At 60.1% G+C, this 26,172-nt stretch carries 16 protein-coding genes; 10 read left to right on the forward strand and 6 right to left on the reverse strand.

Annotated features, from left to right (window positions below; genetic code table 11):
• Positions 1-53 precede the first annotated feature (53 nt).
• Together RBR41_RS05990 and RBR41_RS05995 are read left to right on the forward strand one after the other, a co-directional pair.
• Complete coding sequence (locus RBR41_RS05990) at positions 54-1,349, forward strand: radical SAM protein (RefSeq protein WP_320351672.1); 1,296 nt, start codon at positions 54-56, stop codon at positions 1,347-1,349.
• A gap of 608 nt (positions 1,350-1,957) precedes the next feature.
• Positions 1,958-4,024 carry a methyl-accepting chemotaxis protein gene (locus tag RBR41_RS05995; protein WP_320351673.1) on the forward strand — a complete coding sequence of 689 codons (2,067 nt, stop codon included), beginning with the start codon at positions 1,958-1,960 and terminating at the stop codon, positions 4,022-4,024.
• 1,353 nt (positions 4,025-5,377) lie between these two features.
• Here the strand turns inward: RBR41_RS05995 and RBR41_RS06000 are convergent.
• Positions 5,378-5,851 carry a hypothetical protein gene (locus RBR41_RS06000; protein ID WP_320351674.1) on the reverse strand — a complete coding sequence of 158 codons (474 nt, stop codon included), beginning with the start codon at positions 5,849-5,851 and terminating at the stop codon, positions 5,378-5,380.
• 199 nt (positions 5,852-6,050) lie between these two features.
• Here RBR41_RS06000 and zraS point away from each other — a divergent pair, with 199 nt between their 5' ends.
• The 5 genes from zraS to RBR41_RS06025 all read left to right on the forward strand — a co-directional run bounded on the left by zraS (position 6,051) and on the right by RBR41_RS06025 (position 12,433).
• Positions 6,051-7,556: a two-component system sensor histidine kinase ZraS gene (gene zraS / locus RBR41_RS06005; RefSeq protein ID WP_413785132.1), complete on the forward strand. Its 1,506-nt coding sequence runs from the start codon at positions 6,051-6,053 to the stop codon at positions 7,554-7,556.
• Between the two features lie 166 nt (positions 7,557-7,722).
• Positions 7,723-9,084, forward strand: coding sequence for a sigma-54-dependent transcriptional regulator (locus tag RBR41_RS06010; protein WP_413785133.1), 1,362 nt, complete (start codon positions 7,723-7,725; stop codon positions 9,082-9,084).
• A gap of 51 nt (positions 9,085-9,135) precedes the next feature.
• Positions 9,136-9,762: an HD domain-containing protein gene (locus tag RBR41_RS06015; protein WP_320351677.1), complete on the forward strand. Its 627-nt coding sequence runs from the start codon at positions 9,136-9,138 to the stop codon at positions 9,760-9,762.
• A 129-nt stretch (positions 9,763-9,891) separates the two neighbouring features.
• Positions 9,892-11,346: a GGDEF domain-containing phosphodiesterase gene (locus tag RBR41_RS06020; protein ID WP_320351678.1), complete on the forward strand. Its 1,455-nt coding sequence runs from the start codon at positions 9,892-9,894 to the stop codon at positions 11,344-11,346.
• A 463-nt stretch (positions 11,347-11,809) separates the two neighbouring features.
• Entirely contained in the window at positions 11,810-12,433 is a 624-nt protein-coding gene (locus tag RBR41_RS06025) for a nitroreductase family protein (RefSeq protein WP_320351679.1), read from the forward strand.
• A gap of 253 nt (positions 12,434-12,686) precedes the next feature.
• Here RBR41_RS06025 and argB read toward each other — a convergent pair whose 3' ends face one another.
• A complete protein-coding gene (gene argB, locus RBR41_RS06030; RefSeq protein WP_320351680.1) occupies positions 12,687-13,469 on the reverse strand; it encodes an acetylglutamate kinase in 783 nt (260 codons plus the stop codon).
• 273 nt (positions 13,470-13,742) lie between these two features.
• Here argB and RBR41_RS06035 point away from each other — a divergent pair, with 273 nt between their 5' ends.
• Both RBR41_RS06035 and gltX read left to right on the forward strand, forming a co-directional pair.
• Positions 13,743-15,776 (forward strand): ATP-binding protein, encoded by a 2,034-nt coding sequence (locus tag RBR41_RS06035; RefSeq protein ID WP_320351681.1) that lies wholly within the window; start codon positions 13,743-13,745, stop codon positions 15,774-15,776.
• 307 nt (positions 15,777-16,083) lie between these two features.
• Entirely contained in the window at positions 16,084-17,475 is a 1,392-nt protein-coding gene (gene gltX, locus RBR41_RS06040) for a glutamate--tRNA ligase (protein WP_320351682.1), read from the forward strand.
• Between the two features lie 205 nt (positions 17,476-17,680).
• On the opposite strand, the gene fliR is transcribed toward gltX, so the two are convergent.
• From fliR to RBR41_RS06060, 4 genes are all read right to left on the reverse strand, one after another.
• A complete protein-coding gene (gene fliR, locus RBR41_RS06045) occupies positions 17,681-18,472 on the reverse strand; it encodes a flagellar biosynthetic protein FliR (protein WP_320351683.1) in 792 nt (263 codons plus the stop codon).
• Positions 18,473-18,724: 252 nt separating this feature from the next.
• Complete coding sequence (locus RBR41_RS06050; RefSeq protein WP_320351684.1) at positions 18,725-20,296, reverse strand: MFS transporter; 1,572 nt, start codon at positions 20,294-20,296, stop codon at positions 18,725-18,727.
• A 61-nt stretch (positions 20,297-20,357) separates the two neighbouring features.
• Complete coding sequence (locus RBR41_RS06055; RefSeq protein WP_320351685.1) at positions 20,358-23,477, reverse strand: efflux RND transporter permease subunit; 3,120 nt, start codon at positions 23,475-23,477, stop codon at positions 20,358-20,360.
• Complete coding sequence (locus RBR41_RS06060; RefSeq protein WP_320351686.1) at positions 23,478-25,055, reverse strand: efflux RND transporter periplasmic adaptor subunit; 1,578 nt, start codon at positions 25,053-25,055, stop codon at positions 23,478-23,480.
• Positions 25,056-25,108: 53 nt separating this feature from the next.
• Between RBR41_RS06060 and RBR41_RS06065 the strand changes: the two genes are divergently transcribed.
• The gene (locus RBR41_RS06065; RefSeq protein ID WP_320351687.1) at positions 25,109-26,008 is read left to right on the forward strand and encodes a MerR family transcriptional regulator; all 900 of its coding nucleotides are present in this window, start codon (positions 25,109-25,111) and stop codon (positions 26,006-26,008) included.
• Positions 26,009-26,172 lie beyond the last annotated feature (164 nt).

Below are 26,172 nucleotides of genomic sequence, written 5' to 3' on the forward strand. Positions count from 1 at the left end.
GCATAAAGAGCCATTGTGCGCGCCGCACGTGGCTTCGCAGCCATTGAGCATATATGAAAACGGTATCTGCCCGAATTTTTTCTTCAACCGTGCCCTGGTTCGTGCCCCGGCCCCAGGGGTACGCCCTGATTCCCCTCTTTCTTCCTTTCAGCGGGTGCCCGGTGCGTTGCGTGTTCTGCGCACAAGACGTGCAGACAGGGCTTGCCAACTGCATGGACCCTGCCGCGCCCTCTTCCGGCGCGCCGGTTCTGCCTGCGTCTTCCCTTGTGGCCCTGCTGCGCCAGACCAGCGAAAACCTTGAACAACGTCATACCATGGGCCTGCCGCCAGCCGAGCTGGCCTTTTATGGAGGCACCTTCACGGCCATGCCCGTACAGGATCAGAACGCCTGTCTGGATCTGGCGCGCAGTGCTCTTGAGCGCGGCTGGATTCGCAGCTTCCGCTGTTCAACCCGGCCGGACTGCGTGGACGCGGCCGTCCTTGCGCGACTGCGCGCTGCCGGTTGCCGCTGCGTGGAACTTGGCGTGCAAAGCTTTGCCGATGATGCCCTTGCCGCCTCAAAGCGGGGCTATGACGGGGCCACGGCCCTCGCGGCCTGCGGCCGTGTGAAGGCAGCTGGCCTGACGCTGGGGGTGCAGCTCTTGCCGGGCATGCCGGGCAACAGCACGGGGGATTTTTTGCGCGACGTTCCCCTGGCGCTCGATGCCGGGGCTGACATGCTGCGTTTTTACCCCTGCCTTGTGCTTGAGGGTACGGCCCTTGCCCGCATGTGGCGGCAGAATCTCTATGCGCCGTGGCCGCTGGAAGAGACGCTGGACTGTCTCGCGCAGGGCTGGCTTCTGGCGCAGGAGGCAGGGGTGCCCGTTATCCGCATGGGGCTTGCGCCCGAAGCCGCGCTGGCCAAGGCCGTGCTGGCAGGCCCTGTGGACAATGCCCTGGGCAGCCGCATTATGGGGCGGGCACTGCTGCTGGCGGTGCGTCGCGCCCTGGCCGCACAGGCGGCACCTTTGGACATGGCCGCGCTGGCGACGTCTTTGAGCATGGCCGCGCTGGCGACGTCTTTGAGCATGGCCGCACAGGCGGCACCTTCGGGCATGGCCGCGCAGGCGGCGTCTTCGAGCATGGCCGCGCAGGCGGCGTCTTCGAGCATGGCCGCACAGGCTGGCTCTTTGGGAATGCCCGCGCCGTTGCGCTTGCAATCGCTGCACGTGCCCCCTTCCTGCCAGGGATATATATGGGGAACGCGCGGCGAACTGCGTGCCGCCTGGGAGGGGCTGGGGCTTTCGCCTGCCCGCCTGGTTTTTGACCCCGCCTGCCAGCAGGAACTGCGCCTGACCGTACTCTGCTGAGTATGGCTCCTGGCCTGATTGCCTTTGAAATCCTATACATTTTAGCGTGTTCATTCAGCCGAAAATCGCATTTCCCGGCTGAATCCACGCCATGTTGCGACGCGCTGCACTTTTGTTCAGCATGAGAGCAGTCACACTTTTTCAAAATGTGACTGCTTTCATCTCGCCCTTCCTATAGTTGTCTTCAGATATCATTTTTATGATAGTCAGCTTCCGTACTGGCCTTTGGATGCCAGCCTTCGGTACTGGACGATACCCATCTTCCCTCTTTTATTGGTTTTATCGAAGCCTGCCCGCTGGCGCGGGCGGCCGTGTCGTGTCGCGCGTTCTTCCATTTGAGGCTTCGCCCCCCAAAATACGCTCTTGCCGCACGGGTGTGAAAAACTTTTTTGAAATAATTGCGCATTTGCCATAATATTTTTTGCAAAATAACTCGAAAAGCTATATAGGTAAATTAACCTGGACAGCGCAGTCAGGAATCTACACCCTCCTTCCGGTTCAATTCCTCAGTTCCCCCCTCCGACATTCCTCGCTTTCCAGCCTTGATTCGGCGCGATTCCTTCTTCCGCCAGCAATCTGAAATACACATGAATCCAGAGGTCTTGAATATGAAAATGGGAATAATGAACAAGATGATGCTTACCATTCTGGTTCCATCCCTACTTGGCCTGGCTGCTGTATGCGGTCTCAGTTATTGGCAGGCAGAACATTCGCTCACAGAGCAGGTCGCGCACGAATTTGACAGCGTTATAGACAAGCAGATTGAAGGGCTGGGCTCTGTGCAGCGAATGACGCACGGCCTCATCAGAACCAATGCCGAATCGGCTCATGTCAAAAAGGCCCTGTTCACCAGCACAGGCAACCAGGCTGGCCTCGACAGCCTCGGAGAGCCGGACGTCCAGAGTGTGCTTGACGATCTTTCACAGCATTTCGGCATGGTTAATGGCGCAGGATTGATTGATGCTTCAGGCATTGTGGTGGCCCATACCACCAGAGAAATGATCGGCGGCAACCTGCGCGACCGAAAGTCCGTGCAGGTGGCCCTTGCCGGTCAGATGAGCATGGAAAATATCCGTAACCATGCGGGCGAAATGTCCACCATGGTGGCGGCTCCCGTCATGGCCCAGGGCAAATCGCAGGGCGTTTTGTACGCCTATATGAGTCTGGCCCGTCTGAGCGAGAGCACCACAGATACCATCAAGATGGGAAAACACGGATATTGCGCCGTGTATGACAGTTCGGGGACGGCCATCATGCATCCCGACAAGTCTTTGCTGGGCAAGGACTGCAGCCAGGAACCCTTTGTGAAGGCAGCCCTGGTCAGCGGAAGCGGGAGCGTGCGCTTCGCCCGTGGCGAACAGCAAATGGTGGCCTACTATCGGCATATGCCCGAAAGCAACTGGCATGTGGTCATGGTCGCCGACAGGGACGAGATGCTTGCACCCACCAGCAGGCTTCTCAAGGCCAACGTGCTTGTGGGCGTAATCACGGCGCTTGTGCTCGGCGTGGTCATTGTGTTTGTGTCGCGCGGCATAGCGCGATCCCTGAAGATCAGCGAAAAGTATGTGCAGGTGGTGGCCGGCGGCAACTTTAATCCTGATCCGCATGAAGAGGAAGCCCTGGCCAAAGCCGCCAGCAGAGGTGATGAAATCGGCGGGCTTTCCAGCGGCATACAGAGCATGGTGGGCAAGCTGCGCGGCCTGTTCAAGGAAAGTGAAGAAAAAACCCATCAGGCGGAGATGGCAACGGGCGAAGCCCGCGTCGCCATGGAAGAGGCCCAGGTGGCGCGCAAGGAGGCCGAAACCGCCCGTCAGGACGGCATGCTGACCGCCGCCGGGCAACTGGAAACCTCCATCGGCGTCATTTCTTCCGCCTCAACCCAGCTTGCCGCACAGATAGAGCAGTCCGACCGCAGCGCCTCAGAGGCAGCGCAACGCCTTTCCGAGGCAGCCACAGCCATGAACGAGATGAACGCCACGGTGCAGGAAGTGGCCCGCAACGCGAGCGCAGCGTCAGAAGCTTCGGTGCACACCAGAGAAAAGGCCAGGGTTGGCGCACATATTGTCGAGCAGGCCGTGGAAAGCATCGAAGCCGTGCGGCGCATGTCCGAGGAGCTCAAGGGCGATATGGCCGAGCTTAATGACCATGCCCAAAGCATTTCGCAAATCATGAATGTTATTTCCGACATCGCCGACCAGACCAATTTGCTGGCCCTCAACGCAGCCATTGAAGCCGCCAGAGCAGGCGATGCCGGGCGGGGTTTTGCCGTGGTGGCCGACGAGGTGCGCAAGCTGGCCGAAAAAACAATGGATTCCACCAAGGATGTCAGCCATGCCATCAGGTCCATTCAGGACAGTACGGCCAAGAGTATGGGGTCAATGGACAATGCTGTAGACCAGATTGCCCAGGCCACGGACTTTGCCAGTCAGTCCGGGCAGGCGCTGGAAGAAATAGTGGCGACAGTGGAAGCCACGGCGGATCAGGTCAACGCCATTGCCACTGCCAGCGAAGAACAGTCTGCGGCCAGCGAAGAAATCAATCAGAGCATTGTGCTCGTCAACGAGATATCACGTCAGAGCGCCATGGCCATGGCAGAGGCTACACAGGCGGTTTCCGATCTGGCTGGCCAGGCCCACACCCTGAAGAACCTTGTGGCGCAGATGAAGCTCGGCTAGCACGTTGAGGCGATGCCACTTGAGATGCCTTGTGGGGGAGGGCCCTTTTGTAAAAGGGCCTCCTTCATCACGCCCCCTCCGCCCGCCACAACACCCTAAAACTTTTATTGTTTATAGTATGGCGCACAAGTTTTCTGGTCTGAGGGGATAAGTCCAGAGACAGGGCCAGAGACAGGGCCATAGACAGGGCCAGAGACAACATCACCGTCGCATGCGGCTCTCTTTATGAAGGCAGCGCACTTTTTGTGCCCGCTGAATAAAGAGGGCCGCTTGCCGCGTTTGGGCGTGCGAGACGTTTTATGCGTCATGAAGAACACGGTGTCCGTCAGCCCTTGCCACACACTGGCAAGCCCCTGCCGCCGCTGCAGAGGGCCGCGCGGGGGGTGCCGTGCGGGGAGGCTGGAGATTGAGGTCGCTTCCGGCTGCTTCGGGAAAGAATTTTAGGCAGTTCCGGCTGACGTCCCCAGAACAGTTTGCGAATGAAATGAGCTGACTGGACGACAGGGATTTTGAGAAAATCCCTGTTGCGAACTGCGATCAGGCAGGCAAAAGCCTGCCGTACGCGAACCATTCACGTGGTGCATGCTCTAAAATGAGAGGCGGCCGCCGGGGGCAACCGGCGGCCGAGAGAGGGAGGATGTTCCGATGGTTAGAGGTTCTGTTCAAAGGAGGAGGTTTTCGGGGGGGGGGGATCCGGAAGCCCTCAATGGGGGCGGAGGGCCTCACGGAAGTTTGATGTCATGTATATCTTTACCGCCCGTCGGCGGATTGGCTGGGTTGGCGACGCGTTGACGTTTCGGCCTGCCCTGTTGTTGTGCGCCTCGGTTTGCCGGACGCTTGAATTTGGGCGGGTTGCTATTGCCAGTTGCCGGGTTGGAATATCCGGCAGTGTTCTCTTCTGACGGCTCCGTGGCGGCGTTGCTTACAGCCTAACTTTAAAATACAGCCAGTAGGCGCTGATTTGCCGCTTCACGGGATTTTTCCGAGTTCCGTCTTTTTGACGGATTGAGAAGCTTGCTCTTGCGCGGTTAGACTTTTTAATTGTTTTTTTATTTTTTCTATCCGTTTAACGTATTCTTGCATTATTAAAAGTAATTCTTGTGCCACTATCAACAATGTGGAATGATTTTTTGATAATCGATTTAAATTATTTGAGTATTCCGAATTTGCCTTTCGTGGTGCCGAAAATCGTGTGGATGTTTTTTATACATGTGTATGGTTGTATGTTTAAAAATTAGACAGTCAGGGCAGATGCGGCGGTTTTGTCTTTGGGGAAAGCCTGTGCCATGTTTATGATCAGCGCTTGAGGACGTAACCCCAGCCTGTGATAGTATATATTCAGTTTGCGATAAGCTACTTCAGTCTGTCGCTCCAGGCCGTACGTTCAAAGTCCATGCTACAGCCTCTGCTTGCCAGGGTGCCCAATGGAAGGCCAACTTCAAGGCGCATTCTCTGATCGGCATTCATATGCGCGGCGCGCAGTTCATCGCGCAGAACCTGCACCTCATATCCCAGGCGCGGCAGTGTGTCAAGTGACGTTTTTTGGTCAAAACTGAGACTTTCGAGCGCATGCTTTTTTGTCGCAATAAGCTGGCGTAAATTAAAGCTTTTTTTCTTAAAATCATCCATGATGGCAATGGCCTTGGCGCACTTTTGCGGGGGCAGGAGATCAAGCGGCACCCCCAGTGCGCTCATGGGCATACATGGTTGGGATTGAGGTTGGGCTTGGGGTGAAATGTCATACTGCTGGTTTTGCGCCAAAGAAAATGTAGGAAGCACCAGACTACCCATCACAATGAAATGAAAGAGTATTTTTTCATGTCGCAAGCAACCCCGAATCATTTGCATGAGCCGTTAACAAAGAGGCAATGTCGCATGCTTCCAGATGATCATAGAGGCAGCGGCATGTTGCCTTGGCAACATAAAATGGACTATATACGCATTGCGCAGCAAGATTCGTGCAAAATATTAATGGCCAGCCTTGTATACAGGTGACAGTGCGGCCTCATGAAGCTATGTCTGCCCTATGAGTGCAAAATACGATGAAACGGGTGAAGGAGTCGGGCCTGCCGTGCCGAAAGCGTCTGCGGGAAGCCTCTACGCTTCTCTAAAGGGCGCGCGGGGCGTTCTGCGCACGCCGCTGGGTCTGCTCATGGGAGGGGCCGTGCTTGTGCTGGCCCTCATGATAAGCCTGCTGGCCTTTATTTCCATTGAGCGCAGTGAAGCCGCCATGGGACGTTTGCTGGCCGAAAAGGGCTCATCCTTTATTATTGCTTTTGAAAGTATTTTGCGTTCCGGCATGCGCAGCGAGGCCGGGGTGCGCCTTCAGGTGCTGCTGGAAGAAATGGCGTCCAGTCCGGGCATTATCTTTATTGCGGTGACCATGCCCGATGGAACCATAGTGGCGCACAGCGACCGCTCCCGCCTGGGCGAGATCCTGCGGGTTGAGGACAAGGAGATGGACGAGGCGCGCATGCGCGGGCTGAACCCCGGCATGCTGGCGCGCTGGGGCATCATGCACCTGGAAGGACGCAGGGTTTTTGCCGTGTACCGCCAGTTTTCGCCCGGAATGGGCGATTCCATGCGGGGCTATCCCACGCCCATCATATTTCTTGGCCTGGATATCTCACCCTTTGAAATTACGCGCAGCCAGAACAGGGACTATGTCGCCATGCTCTCGGCAGTGACCCTGCTTGTGGGGCTGGCCTGCCTTCTGGCCCTGTATTACGCCGAGCGTGCGCGGGAATCCCGCCAGCGGCAGCGCAGGGCCGAGGTGGAAATACGCCGCCTTGAAGGGGAAGTGCGGCGCAAGGAAAAGCTCGCGGCTGTGGGCAACCTCGCCGCCGGGGTGGCGCACGAAATCCGTAATCCCTTAAGTTCGATCAAGGGCTATGCCACCTACTTCGGTCAGCGCTTTCCCGAGGGCAGCGAAGACCGCGCCGCAGCCAATGTCATGGTTAACGAGGTTGACAGGCTCAACCGCGTCATCATGGATCTCATCGGTCTTTCCCGCCCGAGCGACGTGTCCCCAAGGCCCGGCAACGTTGCGGACGTTGTGAAGCATGTGGTGCGCCTTATCGGCCAGGACGCGGAAAAACGCGGGGTTGAGGTCGAGTGCAAGATCTCCCGCGAGGCGCCCAAGGCTCTGGTAGACCCGGAACGCATGGGCCAGGCCCTGCTGAATCTTTGCATCAACGCTCTGGACGCCATGCCCAAAGGCGGACGCCTGATCCTGGCGGCGACCCGGAACAAAAAAGGCGTATGTCTTATGGTGCGCGACACAGGCGTGGGTATTCCACCGCGTCAGTTGCCGCACATTTTTGACCCCTACTTCACCACCAAGGGCCAGGGAACCGGGTTGGGCCTGGCCATGGTGCACAAGATTGTTGAGGCGCATAACGGGGAGATCAGCGTCGTCTCCCGGCAGGCGCCGCCTGGCGGACAGGGCGAAACCCTGTTCCGCATCTGGCTGCCGGAGGCGCTGACTGAGTCGCAACTCTTTGTGGAGCGCAGAAAGCGAAAACGCGTCTAGAGCACTGTAACGTAGTTCAAAGTGTAAATGCGCAAGCGGCCAAGCCCGCCAGGGGGATCACTGTTTCGATCCTGCGGCATTCGTAACAGATCGATCGCGCCAACCGCTGTGTCGCGCGGCTGACAATCAGGCCTCGCACCCCAGCAGATCAGGAGGAATGGCCAGAGTGAACAACAGTATTCTTGTGGTTGATGACGATCAGGCGCACCGCGGCATGCTGCGGACCATGCTCCGCTCGTGGGGCTATGACGTGGAAGAGGCTTCGGACGGGGACGAGGCCGTGGTTCTGGTGCGCGAAAAAAGTTTTTCCGTGGTGCTGACGGACGTGCGCATGGCCCGGATGAACGGCATAAACGCACTCAGGGGCATTCTCGAATATAATCCCGCTCTGCCCGTGGTGCTCATGACGGCGTATTCGTCTGTGGAAACGGCTGTGGAGGCCCTGCGCCTCGGAGCTTACGATTATCTGGTCAAGCCGCTGGATTTTGACAACCTGAAGCACACCCTGCATCAGGCCATCGAGCATTCGCGCCTGAGCGTTGAAAACCGCGAGCTGCGCCGTCAATTGAGCCACACCGCGTCCATGTCGGGCATTATTGGCCGCAGCAAGGCCATTGCCCGCATGCAGGAAATCATGAGCACAGTGGCCCCCACCGAGGCTACGGTGCTGATTTCCGGCGAGTCGGGCACAGGCAAGGAACTGGTCGCCCGTGCCCTGCACGCCCTGAGTTCCCGTGCCGACAAGCCCTTTATCACGGTAAACTGCGCTGCCCTGGCCGAGAACCTGCTGGAATCGGAGCTGTTCGGGCATGAAAAAGGCTCCTTCACCGGGGCTGAACGTCGGCGCGAAGGTCGCTTTGCCCAGGCCCACGGCGGCACGCTTTTTCTGGACGAAGTGGGCGAAATGCCCCTGTCCATTCAGGCCAAACTGCTGCGCGCCCTGCAACAGGGCGAGGTGCAGCGCGTTGGCTCCGACACGCAGCTTATGGTGGACGTGCGCGTTCTGGCCGCGACCAACCGTGATTTGCGGCTTGAGGTGGCGCAAAAGCGTTTTCGTGAAGACCTGTTTTTCCGCCTCAACGTCATCAGCGTGGATGTGCCGCCGCTGCGTGAAAGGGCGGAGGACGTCCCCTTGCTGGCGGCCCACTTTCTTGAAGAATTCGCCAGCCGCAACAGAAAGGCCGTGCGGGGGTTTTCTGCCCAGGCGCTGGACACCATGCTGCGGTATTCGTGGCCGGGCAACGTGCGCGAACTGGAAAACGCGGTGGAGCGCGCCGTCATTCTCTGCCACGGCGACCTCATTACCGGGCGTGAACTGCCCTCCATGCTCTCCAGTGAAGCCCAGGTGGAGGAACGCCCGGCAGATCCGGACGCCTCCCTGGCGGGGCTGCCCCTGGACGAAGTGGAGCGCAGGGCCATTGAGGAAACGCTGCGCCTGGCCGGAGACAACAAGAGCGAAGCCGCGCGCCGTCTTGGCATCACCCGTGCCACGCTGCACAACAAGCTGCGCAAATATGGCATGGAATAGCGTTTTTGCAACGGGCCGGTTTTTTGCGCCCATCATCGTACCGGAAAAGTCATGAGTGATACAGACAGCAAAGCAGAGGCCGGGGAGTTCACCACTGCCCGGTTGGAACGTCTCGCCGATTTTTTTAATGAGGTTGGCATGCTGCGGCACACGCCGCGCACCGGCTATGCCTTTCTTGGCTCCGGCAAGGAAAATGTGGCGGAGCACTCCTACCGGGTCAGCGTCATGGGTTATGTGCTGGCGCGCATGTGCGGCCTTGATCCGGCACGAGTCACCTTTCTTTGCCTGTTTCATGATCTGCATGAAGCGCGCACAGGCGATTTCAACTATGTGAATCACCGTTATGACCAGTGCCAGGCGCGCCGCGCCCTGGAAGACTGCGTGGATGGCACGGGCCTTGAAGCCGACGTGCTGCCCCTGTGGGACGAACTTGCCGCAGGCGTAAGCCCGGAAGCGGTTTTGGCCCACGACGCGGATCAGCTTGATCTTATCTGCAACCTCAAGGCAGAACTCGACAAGGGCAATGCCTTTGCCGCCCAATGGCTTGAAAGCGCGGTCAAGAGGCTGCGCAGCCCCGAAGCCCGGGAACTGGCGGAGGTTGTCTTGCGCACGGACCATAACCGCTGGTGGTATGGCCGTGTGGAAAAGGACTGGTGGGTGCGCCGCAATCAAGAATAATAGTGATAGCTGTTGCTGCCATTACTGAAAAATCTTTACAAAAGATTTCAGACTAGGCTAGCCTTGCACGCCCAGAATTGTAGAAGCCCCCACTGTGGGGCCCTTGTGCCGGACCAAAAAGGGGGAGGCATGCATTTTCTGGATGCTGAGGGAGGACGCAGGGGCGATGTTTGGCCCACTGCACTGGCCATGGAAAATTTTGCACCCGAATTTGACCTGAAAACCTCGGAAAGCTGCCAGGTTCGCCGTCTGTTGGCCCGTGTGGAGCAGTATGACCGCACCACATGGCTCATGCAGTATGAGTCGTTTCTGCAACAGGCTTTGTGCGTGGTGCGTTCTGACCGCACGGCCAGGCGCTTTGGCCTTCTGCATGCCGACATGCAGGGTTTTCAGGTGCTCAACCGCATTTACGGCGAACGGGCTGGCAACAGCATGCTGCGCGCCTTTGCCGCCTTTTTGCGGCGGCGCGAAGAATATGTGTGCGGCAGCCGCATTTTTGCCGATCGCTTCGTCGTACTCTTCACCATCCCCGATGGTTACAGTTTGCAGGCCATAACCGACAAGTTCGTGGCCGAAGGCGAGCAGTTTCTTGCGGAAAAACGCAGGCTGCACCCGCGCAGCCACCTGGCTTTTGTGGGCGGCGTCTGCCCGGTCGAGGGCAGGCCAGAAAGCCTGCATTCCCTCGTAACCCGTGCGGATCAGGCGCGGCGTTCCCTCAAGCCCACCCTGCGCTCACGCGGCGGCGTGTTCACCGAGGCCATGGAGATCTGCCGCCTGCAACGGCAAAGCCTTTACGAAGACGTGACCAAGGCTCTGGAGCACGGCGGCGTGTTCTTTCTGCTGCAGCCGCAGGTGGACATCGCCACTGGCGCCGTTGTGGGCGCGGAGGCCCTGGCCAGGATGCGCACGCCGGACGGCACGCTGATCATGCCCGGAAATTTTGTGCCGCTTCTGGAAGAGTCGGGCGACATAACGGGTCTGGATTTCACCATCTATGGCCAGGTCTGCCAGTACCTGCAGGCACGCCAGCGCGCGGGCAAGGCATTGCTGCCCATGTCCGTGAATATTTCACGCGAGCACTTCAGAAACCCGGCCTTTGTGGACGATCTCCATGCGCTGGTGCAGTCCTATGGGCTTGAGCCCCGCTGGTTGGGCCTTGAAATCACAGAGAGCGTGTTTGTAAAGAATCTTGGAGAAATCAGCGAAAGCGTGCGCCAGCTCAAACAGTACGGCTATTCCATCTGGCTTGACGATTTCGGCGCGGGTTATTCCAGCCTGAACGTGCTCAAGGATGTGCCCTTTGACGTCATAAAGATAGACAGGGGCCTCCTGGGGTCGGGAGCCATAGCGCCCACAAACAAGAGCATCATCACCAGTGTTGTGCGCCTTGCCGAGGATCTGAACATGGGGGTGCTGTGCGAAGGCGTTGAAAATGCTTCGCAGCGCGAGTTTCTGTCACGGCTGGGCGCCATTCAGGCGCAGGGATTTCTCTATGCCCGCCCCATGAGCCCGGAAAACTTCACGAACCTGCTTGAGGGCGGCAAAAAACTCCTTCCGGCAGGCGAAGAAGCTTCCGATGCATAGGCCCTTGAGGCCGTTGGCGCGCGAGTAGCGCGCCTGTATGCCCTCCGCCGTACACTTGCCGCTCGTGTACCCGCACGCCGTCCATACACGCGCCGCCTCCCTCCGCCGCCCTCCGCCGCCCTCCGCCGTACACCTGCCGTCCGCGCGGCCATGCGCCCATATGCCCGCCCGTACGCCCATATGCCCGCCCATATGCCCGTCCATATGCCCGCCCATATGCCCATCTGCTGCCCATCTGCCCGGCCGTACGCCCGTAAGCGGCGTGTCGAAACTTTTGCCACTGCCCCTTCACGATAATCCGCCACAAACAGCGCAGCGCGGCAGCCTTGTGTTTTTTATCCGTGCGTGGCCGCTTGAAACCTGTTGCGAACAGCAGCATACTTCGGACGTCTTCTGCCTGCCCATAAAGAATTCCTGGCGCACTTTTTTGCGTCCACGGGCGGCAGTCATTCATGGAGGACGTATGATCCGCAGTATTCGACTTGGTCTTGCTTTTTGTCTGTCAATGGCCTCTCTGGCCTTGCTTCCCCCGGCTTCCACCAGCGCAGTTGCGGCGGACGCCTCCGCCCGGCGCATGGAACTGCCCGCTCCGGATAAAACCGGCGGCGTGCCGCTTATGCAGGCTCTGGCCCAACGCCATTCAACCAAGAGCGGGTTCAACGGCGCGCCGCTTCCGGCGCAACAGTTGAGCGATCTGCTCTGGGCTGCCTGGGGCGTCAACCGCGAAGACGGACGCCGCACCGCGCCTTCAGCCATGAACAAGCAGGAAGTGCAGGTTTTTGCGGCCCTGGAAAATGGCGTATGGCGGTATGAACCCGGGCACAGCCTGACCATGGTGCTGGAGGGCGACTGGCGCGCCAAACTTGGCGGCGGCTCGCTGGTCTTGCTGTATGCGGCTCCCACGGCAAGCAGATGGTCGGGCATGCATGTGGGCTCCATATATCAGAATGTGGGGCTGTTCTGCGCATCGGCGGGGCTGGGCGACTTTGTGCATGCCTCGAATTCCTCGGCGCTGGACGGCACGCTGCCGCTGCCCGAGGGCTGGGGCGTGCTTATAGTCCAGAGCGTTGGCTCCCTCAAAAAATAGTCCGCTCAGGCAGTCCGCTCAGGCAGTCCGTTCAGGCAGTCCGCCTGGCCGGCGTACCCTGCCCGTGTGTCCTGCCCGTGTGTCTTGCGTATCCTGCCCGCCTGGCCCGCGTGCTCTAAAAGTATCCATGTAAAGGCCGGGGCGCGTCCGTGACGGCGCATCCCAAAGCGGATAAACCGCCAGTTTGGCTTCAAAAAAAGAGGCAGCCGGAATTTCCGGCTGCCTCTCGGCATTTTTGTGGGGCCGCGCTGGTTCAGTTCACAACCACAGTGCCCAGCGGCGCGTCGTCCAGCAGATAGCGGCGCAGGCTCGACGGAGAACGGCCATCCAGAATAAGCGCACGCTGGCAGCCCGCGTCCAGGGCGTGCAGGCAGGATTCGACCTTGGGAATCATACCGCCGGTAATGACGCCTTCGGCCCGCAGCTTTTCTATCTCCGCACGGGTAAGGGAGGTAATGAGCCTGCCCTCGGCGTCCAGCACGCCCGGCACGTCGGAGATGAGTATAAAGTAGTCCGCCGCCAAAGCTCCGGCCAGCGCGCCTGCGGCCGTGTCGGCGTTGATGTTCAGAGCCTGGCCGTCGGGGCCGTTGGCCACCGGAGCCACAACGGGCACAAAATCCCCTTGGAGCAGGCAAAGGATCAGGGCCGGGTCCACGGCCTCCACCTCGCCCACAAGGCCCAGAGCGGGATTTTTTACAACAGCGCGCAGCAAATTGCCGTCCCTGCCGGATATGCCCGCAGCCCGCGCGCCGTGGGCCGCAAAGGAGGCCACCACGGCCTTGTTCACCTGGCCGCACAAAACCATTTCAACGGCTGCCATGGTGGCTTCGTCGGTGACCCGCAGGCCGTTTTCAAAGCGGCTCTCAATATTCAGGCGCGTCAGCAGCGCGGAAATTTGCGGCCCGCCGCCGTGCACCACCACAAAGCCCATGTCCTGGGCGGAAAGTTGGGCCAGATCTGTGGCAAAGGCCGTGCAAAGCTCGGGTTTGTCCATGGCGTGCCCGCCATACTTGATAACGACAGTGGCGTTGTTCATGCGTCTTCCTCATTTACGGGCGGTCGGCCGCGCTGCATGGGCGCGGCAAAAGCCCAGTGACGTGGTATTTTTTATATCCTGATAGTTATCTAAACTAGCACTCCGTCATGCGGCGTGCAAGCGGACAACATGTCGGTTCTGCGACAAAATCCTGATGATTCGGGTAGTAATTGCACAGAAATGCCATGCCACAGGCACGGGTGGATGGTGCACTACGGCATTGTATTGCCGGGCCAAAAGCGCTAGCCTGCTCAGCAAGTTTATGGAGGCATCATGGTGTTAGAGGCACAAAAGAGTTTTGGTGAAGGACTCGCCTGGGGGCAGGAGGCCCTGGCGGCGGCCAGCGTTGGGCTGTGGGTTATCGAGCATGATACGGGCCGTGGCCTTACGCGTCTGCTCACCAACGCCATCACCCGCCGTCTGCTGGGCGCGCCCGATGATATCACCCCGGAAGAGTGCGCGACATTCTGGCGCAGTCGCGTGGACAGCCGCGACATGGACTCCATATGGAAAAAGCTTGAAGATTTTAAAACCCATGACGACATGTGCGAGATGCGCTACGGCTATAACCATCCGCAGTGGGGCCCCATTCATGTGCGCTGCGGTGGCAGGCGCGTTTCGGGCGATGGCGAGCAGATTTTACGCATTGCCGGATTTCATCAGGACATAAGCGAACTGCACGCGGCCCATCAGGCCTTGCGTGAGAGCCTGTCGCGGCTTTCGCTGGCCTGTCGCCTGGGCTGGCTGGGCGTGTTTGAACTGGGCCGCCGCAAGGATAGCCTGGAATTCACCTGCAACGAGGTTTTTTACGAACAGTTCGGCCTGCGCGAAGGGGCCAACGCCGAAGAGCGGCTTGCGGCCGTGGAAAAGTGCATCCTGCCGGAAGACAGGCGGCGCTGGCGGAGTCTTTGCCGCTCCGAAGGCTGGACAGTGGGCTTTCAGGAGCATGTGGAACTGCGCGTCAATCATCCCTGGCGCGGCCTTTGCTGGTTTGCCGTGGCCTGCGAAGTGGTGGGCACGCCGGAAGAACCGCGCATCGCTGGCTATGTGAGCGACGTTACAAAGCACCGCCAGCACGAGCGCATGCTGCGCGAGGCCAAGGAAAGCGCGGAGGCCGCCAACGCGGCCAAAAGTATTTTTCTGGCCAATATGAGCCATGAAATCCGCACGCCCATGAATGGCATCATGGGCATGGCCCATCTTGTGCTCAATACGGCCCTCAATCCGCAGCAGCGGGACTATGTGGGAAAAATTCATTCCACATGCGAATCGCTGTTGGACATCATCAATGATCTTCTGGATTTTTCAAAGATTGAGGCCAACCATATGGAGCTGGAAAATCTTCCTTTCCAGCCCGAGAGGGAGATTGAGGCCGTGCTGTCCCTGCTGCGCCCGCGCCTGCAGCACAAAAACTGCACGCTCGAAAGTCACATAGACCCGCGCATACCGCCGACTCTGGTGGGCGACGCCCTGCGGCTGCGCCAGGTACTGCTGAACCTTGGCGGCAACGCCATCAAGTTTTCAGAGCGGGGCACGGTGCGCATAGACGTGCAGTTGTTGCGCCGCAAACAGCATGACATCACGCTGGTCTGTCTTGTGAGCGATGAGGGCATCGGCATGAGCAGGGATGAGCAGGCGCGTATATTCACGCCCTTTTCCCAGGCGGACTCATCCATAACCCGCCGCTTCGGCGGCACTGGTCTGGGCCTTGCCCTTTGCCGCCGTCTGACCGTACTCATGGGCGGGCGCATAACCGTGCAGAGCGAGCCCGGCAAGGGCAGCGTTTTCAAGGTGGAACTGCCCTTTGGCGTGGGTCGGGAAGACATGTTTGCCCCGACCAGCCTGGAAGACGACGCTGCCGAGGAATATGCCTGCCTGCGCGGCCTGCGGGTGCTCATGGCAGAAGACGGGGACATAAACCGCGAGATTATGGAAGTGCTGCTGAGCGGCATGGGCATTGAGTGCATGGCCGTGGGCAACGGCCAGGAAGCGCTCGATGGCTGGCGCAAGCAGGCCGACGACATTGATCTTGTCCTCATGGACGTGCAGATGCCCCTTATGGACGGCTACACGGCCACGCGCGAGATCCGGGCCAGCGGTCTGCCCGGCGCTGTGGACGTGCCCATTGTGGCCATGACGGCCTATGCCATGCGCGGGGATGCGGAGCGCAGCCTTCAGGCGGGCATGAACGCCCATCTGACCAAGCCCATTGACGTGCGGGAACTGACCCTGACCCTCAAGCGCCTTGCCAGAAACTGTGATGAGCGGCGCGAAGCCGCCTACGAAGCGGGCAACCAGAATCTTTGAACATTATGCCGGAGTCCTGACGCTCTTCGCGGGCGCTTGTCTTCAGAACCCGGTTGGCCCGAGATATCCGTTTTGCGACAACATATCGGGCTTGGCGCAACTCACCGCTGGGAATGCGTATTTTCAGCGTTTACAGGACGTCCGCTTTGGCGTTTACCAGTGCAGGCAGCCTGCGCGTATGCCTTTGCGGCGGGCGTCTGCTCACGCAGCCGCCAGAGCAGTTTTAACGTGAAATTGTTTCACCAAGATACGAGAACAGGCGGGCTGACAGCCCTTTTGTCTCACAAGCCCAGTCAAGGATAACAACATGACGCAAGTGGTTACACGATTCGCCCCCAGCCCCACAGGACATCTGCACATCGGCGGGGCGCGCACCGCCATTTTCTGCTGGCTTCTGGCCCGGCATTTCAACGGCCGCTTTCATCTGCGCATTGAAGATACAGACCTTTTGCGCTCCAAGCAGGAGTATACCGATTCAATCCTGGCTTCCATGCGCTGGCTGGGGCTGGATTGGGACGGCGAACTCGCCTATCAGACGCAGCGCACTGATCTGTACAACGCCTATGTGGACAAGCTGCTGGAAAACGGCCACGCCTACTGGTGCTCATGTACCCCTGAAGAGGTGGAGGCCATGCGTGAAGAGGCCCGGCAAAATGGCCTCAAGCCGCGCTATAACGGCCGCTGCCGCAGCCGCGATCTGGGGCCGGGCGAAGGGCGCTGCGTGCGCCTCAAGGCTCCGCTGACGGGCAAGGTGGTCTTTGACGATCTGGTCAAGGGCAAGATCGCCGTGGATGTGGGCGAACTGGACGACATGGTCATCCGCCGCGCCGACGGCATGCCCACCTACAACATGGCCGTGGTGGTGGACGATCACGACATGGGCATTACCCACGTCATCCGCGGTGACGACCACGTGTCCAACACGCCGCGCCAGATCCTCATCTATGAAGCCCTGGGCCTGCCCGTACCGCGTTTCGGCCATGTGCCGATGATTCTCGGCCCTGATCGGCAAAAACTCTCCAAGCGCCACGGCGCGCGCGCCGTCATTGAATACCAGCAGGACGGCCTGCTGCCCCAGGCGCTCGTGAACTATCTGGTGCGCCTTGGCTGGTCACACGGCAATCAGGAGCTGTTCACGCCCGAAGAACTGGTGGAATACTTTGACGGCAGCAACCTCAATCCTGCGGCCGCAGCCTTTGACCCCACCAAGCTGGAATGGTGCAACGCCCACTTCATGCGCGAAATGCCCCTGGCCGAACTGGCCACGCTGACGGCCCCCTTTGTGGAGCAGGCGGGCTTTGGCGTGCTGACGCAGGAAAGGCTGGAGCCACTGTGCGCCATGTTCCGCGAGCGCGCCAATACCCTCAAGGCCCTGGCCGAAAGCTTCCGGCCCTTGCTGGTGGCCGCCGCTGATCTGGAATACGTTGAAAAAGACGCCGCCAAGCACCTGACGGACGGCGGCAAGGCGCATTTGCGCGCTCTGGCCGCAATCTTCGCGGCTTGCGAGCCCTTTACTGCCGAAAATATCGAGGCCGCCCTCAACGCCTATGTGGCGGACAACGGCCTCAAGTTCAAGGAAGTGGCCCCGCCCCTGCGCACCGCCCTTATGGGTTTTATGGGCGGCTCGCACCTGAACGAGATCATGGCCTTTCTCGGCAAGGACGAAACCCTGGCACGGCTGGAGAAGGCTGCGCGGTAGGTTGGATCACGCCTCTTTCGGTATTCTTTCGATGCCAATACAAAAGGGCCGCCCTCAGGGGCGGCCTTTTGCATTGGCGCAAGCTGCTTCGTTAAAGTTCTCTTGCCGTATGCGGCATGGGCATATGCGCGCCCGCTGCCCGCTGCCCGCTGCCCGCTGCCCGCCGCCCGCTGCCCGCTTGTCGGCGCGTCCGGCCGTGCAACTGCTACTGATACAAGGGACTCATGGATCGCAGCAGGTTGGTGAACAGGCCGTCCAGCCCCAGAATGAACGTCTCCACATGGTCGGCCATGATGACCAGCAGCAGGCCCACAAAGAAAAAGCCCACGCCGATCTTGGCCGGAAAGCCGAATTCCATAATGTGTATCTGCGGCGAGGTGCGGGCCACGAGGCCCAGGGCCACTTCCACCATAAAAAGCGCCACCATCACCGGGGCCGCTATCTGCAGGGCCAGCACAAACATCTGCGCGGCAAGGTGCAATATCTGCCACAGGATTTTGGAGCCGATGAAGAGCCCGCCCGGCGGGATCAGCTTGAAGGATTCGGCAAAGCCCTTGATCATGTAGAGGTGGCCGTCCAGCGCCAGAAAGGTCAGCAGCGACACCATCCAGAGAAAAAACGCCGTGATGCCCGTCTGATTGCCAGTGAGCGGATCGGCGAAGTTGATCATGGTAAAGCCCATCTGAAAGCCCAGCAGTTCCCCACCGGCCTGAATGGCCATGAACAGAAAATTGACGGCCATGCCCAACACCAGGCCCATGACCGCTTCACCCAGAATCATGATCACAATATCAAAAGGGTGAGCGGGCATCTGGTTTCCCGGCAGCGCCAGATGCGGCCATATGCCCAGCGTGAACACCAGGGTTATGGCTGCCTTGACCTGCATGGGAATATTGTTGGTGGAAAACACAGGCAGCATGAACATGACTATGCTTACGCGCATCATGGTCAGTATGAGGCTCAGCACCTCTGCCTGGTTATAGTTGAACACGTCCATGCGGAGGGATTTGCAAAATGGCTGCCAAAGAAAACAGCCTCTTGGGGCCATCGCGCGTCAGAAGGGTGACGCGCGGCGGCTTAGCGTAAAAAGGGCATGACGCCATGTATGCGTCGGACATGAAAGAGGGCATGAGCAGGCGTGAGCCGGACATAATCAGGGCACGAGCAGGCATGACTCCGGGCAGGGAGGCGCGTCAGGCCCGGAAATCACTCCGGGCACGTTTGCGGGGGCTGGAGGCTTCCGGCGGGATCAGGCTTTGCCCTGTTCACCGGAATTGTAGTTGCGCAGTCCGTTGAAGACCCAGATTCCCAGCAGGCACACCAGAAACGCCGCTGACAGCAGCACCGTGCTGTGCGCGGCGGAAAAGGCCGCCTGTCCGGCCTCGGCAATGGCCCTGCCCTGTTCGCCGCCTGCCAGTTCCGCTGCCACCATGGTGTCGCTGATGGAATCCGCCACGCTGTGCGGCAGGCTTTGCCGCAACTGTTCCGGCAGGCGCAGGGCGGAACTGTAATTGGCGGCCAGCAGCACGCCAAAACCTGTGATGCCCAGCCCCGCGCCCAGGTCATAGCCCAATGCCTCGATGGATCCGGCGGCCCCGCCTTTTTCCGGCGGCACGCTGCCCATGATGGCAATGGACGAGGCCGTCAGGCCGATGCTGAGCGAAAGGCCCAGCACCACCATATAGGAAGCCACAAGCCAGCCCGCGTCGTGAAAACTTGCCAGGCCAAGCCCGGCAAGGCTGGCCCCTGCGGCCAGCAGCGAGAGCGTACAGACCTTGCGCAAACCCCCAAAGACCACAAGCCTGCCTGCCAGCGGGCCGCCCACGGCGGAGGCAGCCATGATGGGCAGCATGAATATTCCGGCCTGCAAGGGCGTGCGCCCCAGAACAAATTGCAGTTCCTGGGCAATGGTCAGTTCCACACCAGCCAGAGCGCCGGAAACGACGAGGGCGGTCACAAGGCCCACGCGGATGGCGGGCAGCCGAAAAAGCCCCAGGTCAAGCATGGGCGTGCGCGCCGTGAGCTGGCGGCGGACAAAAAGCGTCAGCAGCGTGACGCCGCAAACCAGTGCGCCGCCGCACAGCAGAAGCGATGCGCCCTGTTTAAATACGGCCTTTACCGCATATACCGTGGCCATGAGGCCCGCCGCCAGCGTGAGCGCCTGGCCGATGGGCCATGAACCGCGCATTTTTACCTGGGGTTTGGGCAGCAACATGGCGGCCAGGGGCAAGATGCCCAGAATAATGGGCACGTTGATGAGAAAAACCGAACCCCACCAGAAGTGCTCAAGCAAAAGGCCGCCCGCCAGAGGCCCCATGGCTGCGGCCACGGTGCTCACCGTGCCCCAGATGCCCAGGGCCATGGCCCGTTCTTTCCAGTCCTCAAAGGTGATGCGTATGATGGCCAGCACGCTGGGCACGATCATGGCCGCGCCCACGGCAAGAAGCGCCCTGGACATGATCAGGAACCTGGCCGTGGGCGAAAAAGCCGCTGCCAGCGAGGCGACCAGAAAGATGCCCAGCCCGACCAGCAACAGCGCGCGTGGCCCTATGCGGTCGCCCTGTGTGCCCATGGGCACCAGCAGACTGGCCATGATCAGGGGATAGATGTCTATGATCCAGAGAATTTCCGTGCCAGTGGCCTGCAATGAGAGCGTCAGCGAAGGCACGGCGATATGAAGAATGGTCATGTCCATGGCAATGGGCAGCCATGCGATCATGACGGCAATGAGCACCCGCCAGCGGGCGGCCCTGGAAAGACGCTTGTGGACAGGAGCGTTTTTTGGGGACGCAGTATGCGTATCAGGAATATCCGTATTCATAAAAACTCATGCGAGGTTCTTGTGGCGGCGGCAGCGCCAATGGAGCGCTGCCGCCGCAGCTTCAGCTTTTTTGCTGGTTGCCGTCACCGGCCAATGGTCTGCCCAGCATTTTTACAATCAGGACAAAGAACAGCGGCGTAAAGTAGATACCAAGCGCGGTTGCCGTAAGCATGCCCGCCATCACCACAGTGCCCAGGGCGTTCTGCGCTCCGGCCCCGGCCCCGCTGCTCAACGCCAGAGGGATCACACCCAGGATAAAGCACAGGGAGGTCATGATGATGGGCCGCAGCCGCAGCCGTGAAGCCTCAATGGCGGCAGCGACCAGACTTTTGCCAGCCCTGTGCTGCGCGCGGGCGAATTCCACAATCAGGATGGAGTTCTTGGCGGACAGGCCCACAATGGTCAGCACCGCTATCTGAAAGTAGACGTCATTGTTCAGGCCGCGCAGCCATGCCCCGGCAAGCGCGCCCACAAGACCTGTGGGCACGGCCAGCAGCACGGATACGGGGATGCTCCAGCTTTCATACAGGGCCGCGAGGCTGAGAAAGACCACCAGCAGGGATATGGCGTAGAGCATGGGGGCCTGATCGCCAGAAAGCATCTCCTGATAAGATAAGCCTGTCCAGGCAAAGTCAAATCCCGGCGGCAGTTCCTTGGCGCTGGCCGCCATGGCCTTCATGGCCTGACCGGAACTTTGCCCCGGTGCGGCGTCGCCCTCTATTTTCACCGCAGGCACGCCCTGATAGCGGGTGAGCTTGGGCGAGGCGTTGATGGATTCCACATCAATAAAACTGGCAAAGGGAACCATTTCGCCCACATCGTTACGCACATGATAGCGGCGGAAGTCCTCCGCGCTGGAGCGAAAGGCCGGTTCCGCCTGCAGGTACACCTTCTTGGTGCGCCCCTTGTCCACAAAGTCATTGATGTATTCCCCGCCCCAATACGAGCCGATGGCCCCGTTGACCACGCTCATGTCCAGGCCCTGGGCTCCGGCCTTGTCGCTGTCGATGATCAGGCGGTACTGCTCGGCGTCGTCCAGGCCGCTGTACCGGGCGGAGCCTATGGCCTTCTGCTTTGCGGCCTTTTGCAGCAGGGCGTCCTTGGCGGCCATGAGGGCGTGGTGTCCCCTGTTGCCCCTGTCCATGAGCTGCATGCTGAAGCCGGAGGAATTGTCCAGTTCCATAACCGCAGGGGGAGCCATGACAAAGAGCTGGGCTTCGGGGATGTCCGCAAACCGGGCATTGGCCCTGTTCATGATGTCAAAAACCCCTTGCCCCTTGCCGCGCGCGCTCCAGTCCTTGAGCAGGGCAAAAGCCATGCCCGAACCCTGGCCCGTGCCGCTGAAGCCCCAGCCCATGACAGTAAAGACGCTCTCCACAGCTTCTTTTTCGTCCTGGCGAAAATAGTCTTCCACCTGCGCCAGCACCCTGCCCGTGCGCTCGAAGGAGGCCCCCGGCGGCAACTGGACGTCGAGAAAAAGTATGCCCTGATCTTCTTGCGGCAAAAACGCGCCGGGCAACTGGAACAGCAAAACAGCGCATACGGCCAGCCCCGCCACAAAAAGGCCGACCCAGCGTTTGGGTTTGTCGAGCATGGGGCGCAGGCTGACGGCGTAGCGCCGCGTCAGGCGGTCGAACCAGCGGTTGAAACGGCCAAACAGGCCCTCGCCCTGGGCGGAGGCGTGGCTGTGCAGCATGAGGGCGCACAGGGCGGGCGTGAGCACAATGGCCACCAGCACCGACAGCACCATGGACGTGACAATGGTTATGGAAAACTGGCGGTAAATGACGCCTGTGGACCCGGACATGAAGGCCATGGGCACAAAAACGGCCGAAATGACCACAGCCACGCCCACCAGCGCGCCCGTGATTTCCCGCATGGACTTGAGCGCCGCTTCCTTGGGACTGAGCATTTCGTCCCGCATGAGGCGCTCCACGTTTTCAACGACCACAATGGCGTCGTCCACCAGCAGGCCGATGGCCAGCACCATGCCGAACATGGTCAGGGTGTTGATGGAATAGCCCGCCAGCGACAGCACGGCGAACACGCCCAGCAAAACCACAGGCACGGTGATGGCGGGAATGAGCGTGGAGCGGAAGCTCTGCAGGAAGAGAAACATGACGGCAACCACAAGGGCCACGGCCTCCAGCAGGGTGTGCACCACCGAGCTTATGGATTTTTCCACAATGGGGGCTCTGTCGTCAGCGAAAGAATACTGCATGCCCTGGGGAAAAAAGCGGGAAAGGGAGGCCAGTTCGGCCTTGATGGCATTCGTGGTCTTGATGACGTTGGCCCCTGAGGCCAGCTTTACGGCCACGCCCACGGCGGGGTGGCCGTTGAAGCGCGATTGCCCCATAAAGGTTTCTTCATTGATCTCCACGCGGGCCGCCTGGCCGAGCCGCAGTATGGAGCCGTCAGCCTCTGTGCGCAGGCGTATGCGCTGGAATTCGTCCACTGTCTGCAAGCGCGATGCGGCATTGACCGTGATGCTTGTTTCCTGCCCCGGCAGGGCGGGGGCCGCGCCTGTCTGCCCGCCCGCCACCTGCGCGTTCTGCGCCTGCACGGCGGCCACAATGTCCTGCGGGTTCAGGCGGTATTGCTCCATTTTCGCCGGGTCGCACCAGATGCGCATGGCATTGACGCCGCCGTATACCGTGGTGGAGCCAACGCCTTCTACCCGGTTGAGCTGGTCGATGAGGTTGCTGGCCACATAGTCGCTGATTTCGCCAGCGCTCATGGATGCGTCATCGACATAAAAGGCTATGGTCATAAAGGAGTTTTCCACTGCCTTGCTGACCTGCAAGCCCTGGCGCTGCACGGATTCGGGCAGCATGGGCAAGGCCTGCTGCAACTTGTTCTGCACCTGCACCTGGGCAATGTCGATATTGGTGCCCGCCTCAAAGGTGAAGACCATTTCCACGCTGCCGTAGGCGTCGCTGGACGAGTGCATGTAGAGCAGGTTGTCGATGCCCTTCATCTGCTGTTCGATGAGCTGGGTTACGCTCTGGTCCACCGTTGCCGCCGAAGCGCCGGGGTACTGACCGAAGATGGATATCTGCGGCGAGGCTATGTCCGGGTACTGGGCGATGGGCAGGCTGCGCAGGGCAAGACCCCCGGCCAGCATGAGCAGGATGGCCAGTACGGTGGCGAATATGGGGCGGTTGATAAAGAAGGCTGCCATCTAGCGACCACCCTGATTTTTGTGGCTGTCCTGCGTGTTGGCCTTGGGCTGCGCGTCGGCCCCGGGCTGCGCGTTGGCCTGCGCGTCGGCTTGCGCGCTGGCCTCAGCCTGCCACAGGGTTCCGGCGGCCTTGCCGCCGGGCACGGCTTTTTGCAGGCCCTCAATGACCACGAGGTCACCGGCCTCGAGGCCGGAGCGCACAAGCCAGCGGTTGCCGTGGGGGCGGTCAAGCGCCACATTTTTTCTCTGCACCGTAAAGACCGGGGCCGCGTCCCTGCCTTGTGGCGGCGTTTGCGGGCCTTGCAGGGTCATGACAAAATGGCGTCCCTCACTGTCAGTCATGACAGCCCGCTGGGGAACAAGAAGCGCGTTTTCGATGACGCCTTCTTCAATGAGCACGCGGGCGTACATGCCCGGCAAGAGCAGTCCTTCGGGATTGGGAAACAGGGCGCGCAGGCTCACGTTGCCAGTGGACTGGGCCACGCTTATTTCCGCAAACAGCAGGTCGCCCGTGATCCAGTGCGGCTCGGCCTCTGCCGTCATCGCTGGATCTGGCGCACCCCCAGCATTGGGCGTGTCCCCCGGCACCGCCGCATTCTGCGAACCCGTTGTGTTTCGCGCAGTTGGCGTATTCACCACATCTGGCGTGCCCGCCGTATCCGCCGCCCCCACCGATCCTGCCGCACCCACCACACCCGCCACATCTGGCGCATTTGGCGCAGTTGGTGCGGCGTACGGCGTGCCGTCTTCAAGAATAAGGCGCGCCCCGCTGGCGCCCTTGCCCCAGGCCGGGCCAAGGGACGCGGCAAGGCGGCGCAGGCGCAGCATGTTGGCGCTGGGCTGGGTGATGTCCACATACACGTGGTCGATCTGCTGTATGACCGCCAGAGGGCTTGTCTGGTTGGCTGTGACAAGCGCGCCCCGCGTGATCGACGATCTGCCGATCTTTCCGGCAACAGGAGCCTTGATGTGCGTGTAGTCAAGGTTGATCTCCGCCGTTTCCAGCGCGGCACGAGCGCGGGCCACACGCGCTCTGGCCCGGCCCAGTTCGGCCTGCACGTCGTCCAGTTCCTGCTGGCTCACGGCATTGGCCCTGGCCAGCACCCTGATGCGGGCTTCGCGTTTCTGCTGGGCCGCGGCATGCACCTGGGCTTCCTCCAGTTCGGCTTTGGCGGTGTTTCTGGCTGCCTCGTATACGGCGGGGTCTATCTGGTAAAGCGTCTGCCCTTTGGCTACCACCGCGCCTTCTTCAAACAGGCGCTGCTGAATGATGCCGTCCACCTGCGGGCGCACTTCGGCCGTGACCAGGGCCGCCACGCGACCGGGCAGTTCGCTGGTCAGCACAAGGCGCTCCGGCGTCACGGGCAGGTAGCGCGCCTGTGGCGTGTCGCTTGCGGGCTGTTCCTGATCGCTGCAACCGGCCTGCGCCAGACAGAGGCAGAGCAGGGCGGCGAGGGCGGTGAGAAGTCGGGCGTTACGGGGATTCGCGGCTTTTTGGGGTATGGTCATCGTTTCCTCTTGAGGCAGGCGCTGCGCGATTTTCTGGCTGGTCGTCCTGCTGTCGGTCTTGCTTTTCATGGTGGTGTCAGTCACCATAAGGTATGGAGTAACTCCAGAGTCAAGGGGGACGCATGAAGTATTTGAGCACGGGAGAATTCGCCAGACTGTGCAGAACGCGAAAAGACACCTTGCTGTTTTATGACAAGGAAGGATTGCTGAAGCCGCGCCTTGTGTCGGAAAATGGCTACAGGCGCTACTCCATCGGGCAGTTTTATGAATTTGACATGGTGACCATGCTCAAGGAAACGGGCAGTTCGCTGAAGGAAATACGCGCCTTCATGCAGGAGCCCGATCCGGCGGGCCTGCTGACGCATCTTGAGGAAAAAAAGCGGCTTCTGCACCGGGAGCGCATGCGTATGGCCGCCAGGGAAAAAATGCTCGAAGCGACCATAGACTTTGGGCATGAAGCGTTGAACGCCCGTTATGACGTTCTGGATCTTGTGGAAATGCCCGAAGAGCGGCTTGAAATGACGCCCGTGAGCGAGGAGGATCAGGCAACCGAAGAAGGTTCCATTGAAATATTCGTCAAACTATTTGAAAAGTATGAAGCGCAGGGGCGTCCTGTGCCCATGCCCCTTGGTGTTATGATGGAAAAGAAGAAGATTGCCAGCCGTTCGTATCTTGTGGATTATTTTTTTTGTGGCGCATCCAGGGAAACCAGACGCGAAAACCTGTTCATTCGCCCTGCCGGGCTGTATGCGAGGTTTTACCATAAGGGTGATACCCCAAACCATGCAGATGCCTACAGCCGCATGGTGGACGACATCGAGCGGCGCGGCTGGGTCATCAACGGCCACGTGTATGGCTACGACATGGCCAGCTATATCGTTTCCACAAACCCCATGGAGTATGTGGCAAAATACTGCGTTCCGGTATGCGTTACCGAAAATGGGGAGCAGGGGCAGGCCCAGAGATTGGCCCAGGGACAGGCCCAGGAACAGGCCCCGGGACTGTCTCAGGGGCAGGAGTAGGGCGCGTCAGGGCGTATACCTTTTTTCAAAGGTATAGTGCAAAGACAAGAGTTTTGGGGGGTGGGGGCGTGGGGGAGGAGACCCTTTTGCAAAAGGGTCCCTCCCCCACAAAGTTTTTTTTAAACAGCACGCGCCTGTACGGCGGCGCAGGCGGCGCAGGCGGA

It is taken from the genome of Desulfovibrio sp., assembly GCF_034006445.1.
Lineage (GTDB): Bacteria > Desulfobacterota > Desulfovibrionia > Desulfovibrionales > Desulfovibrionaceae > Desulfovibrio.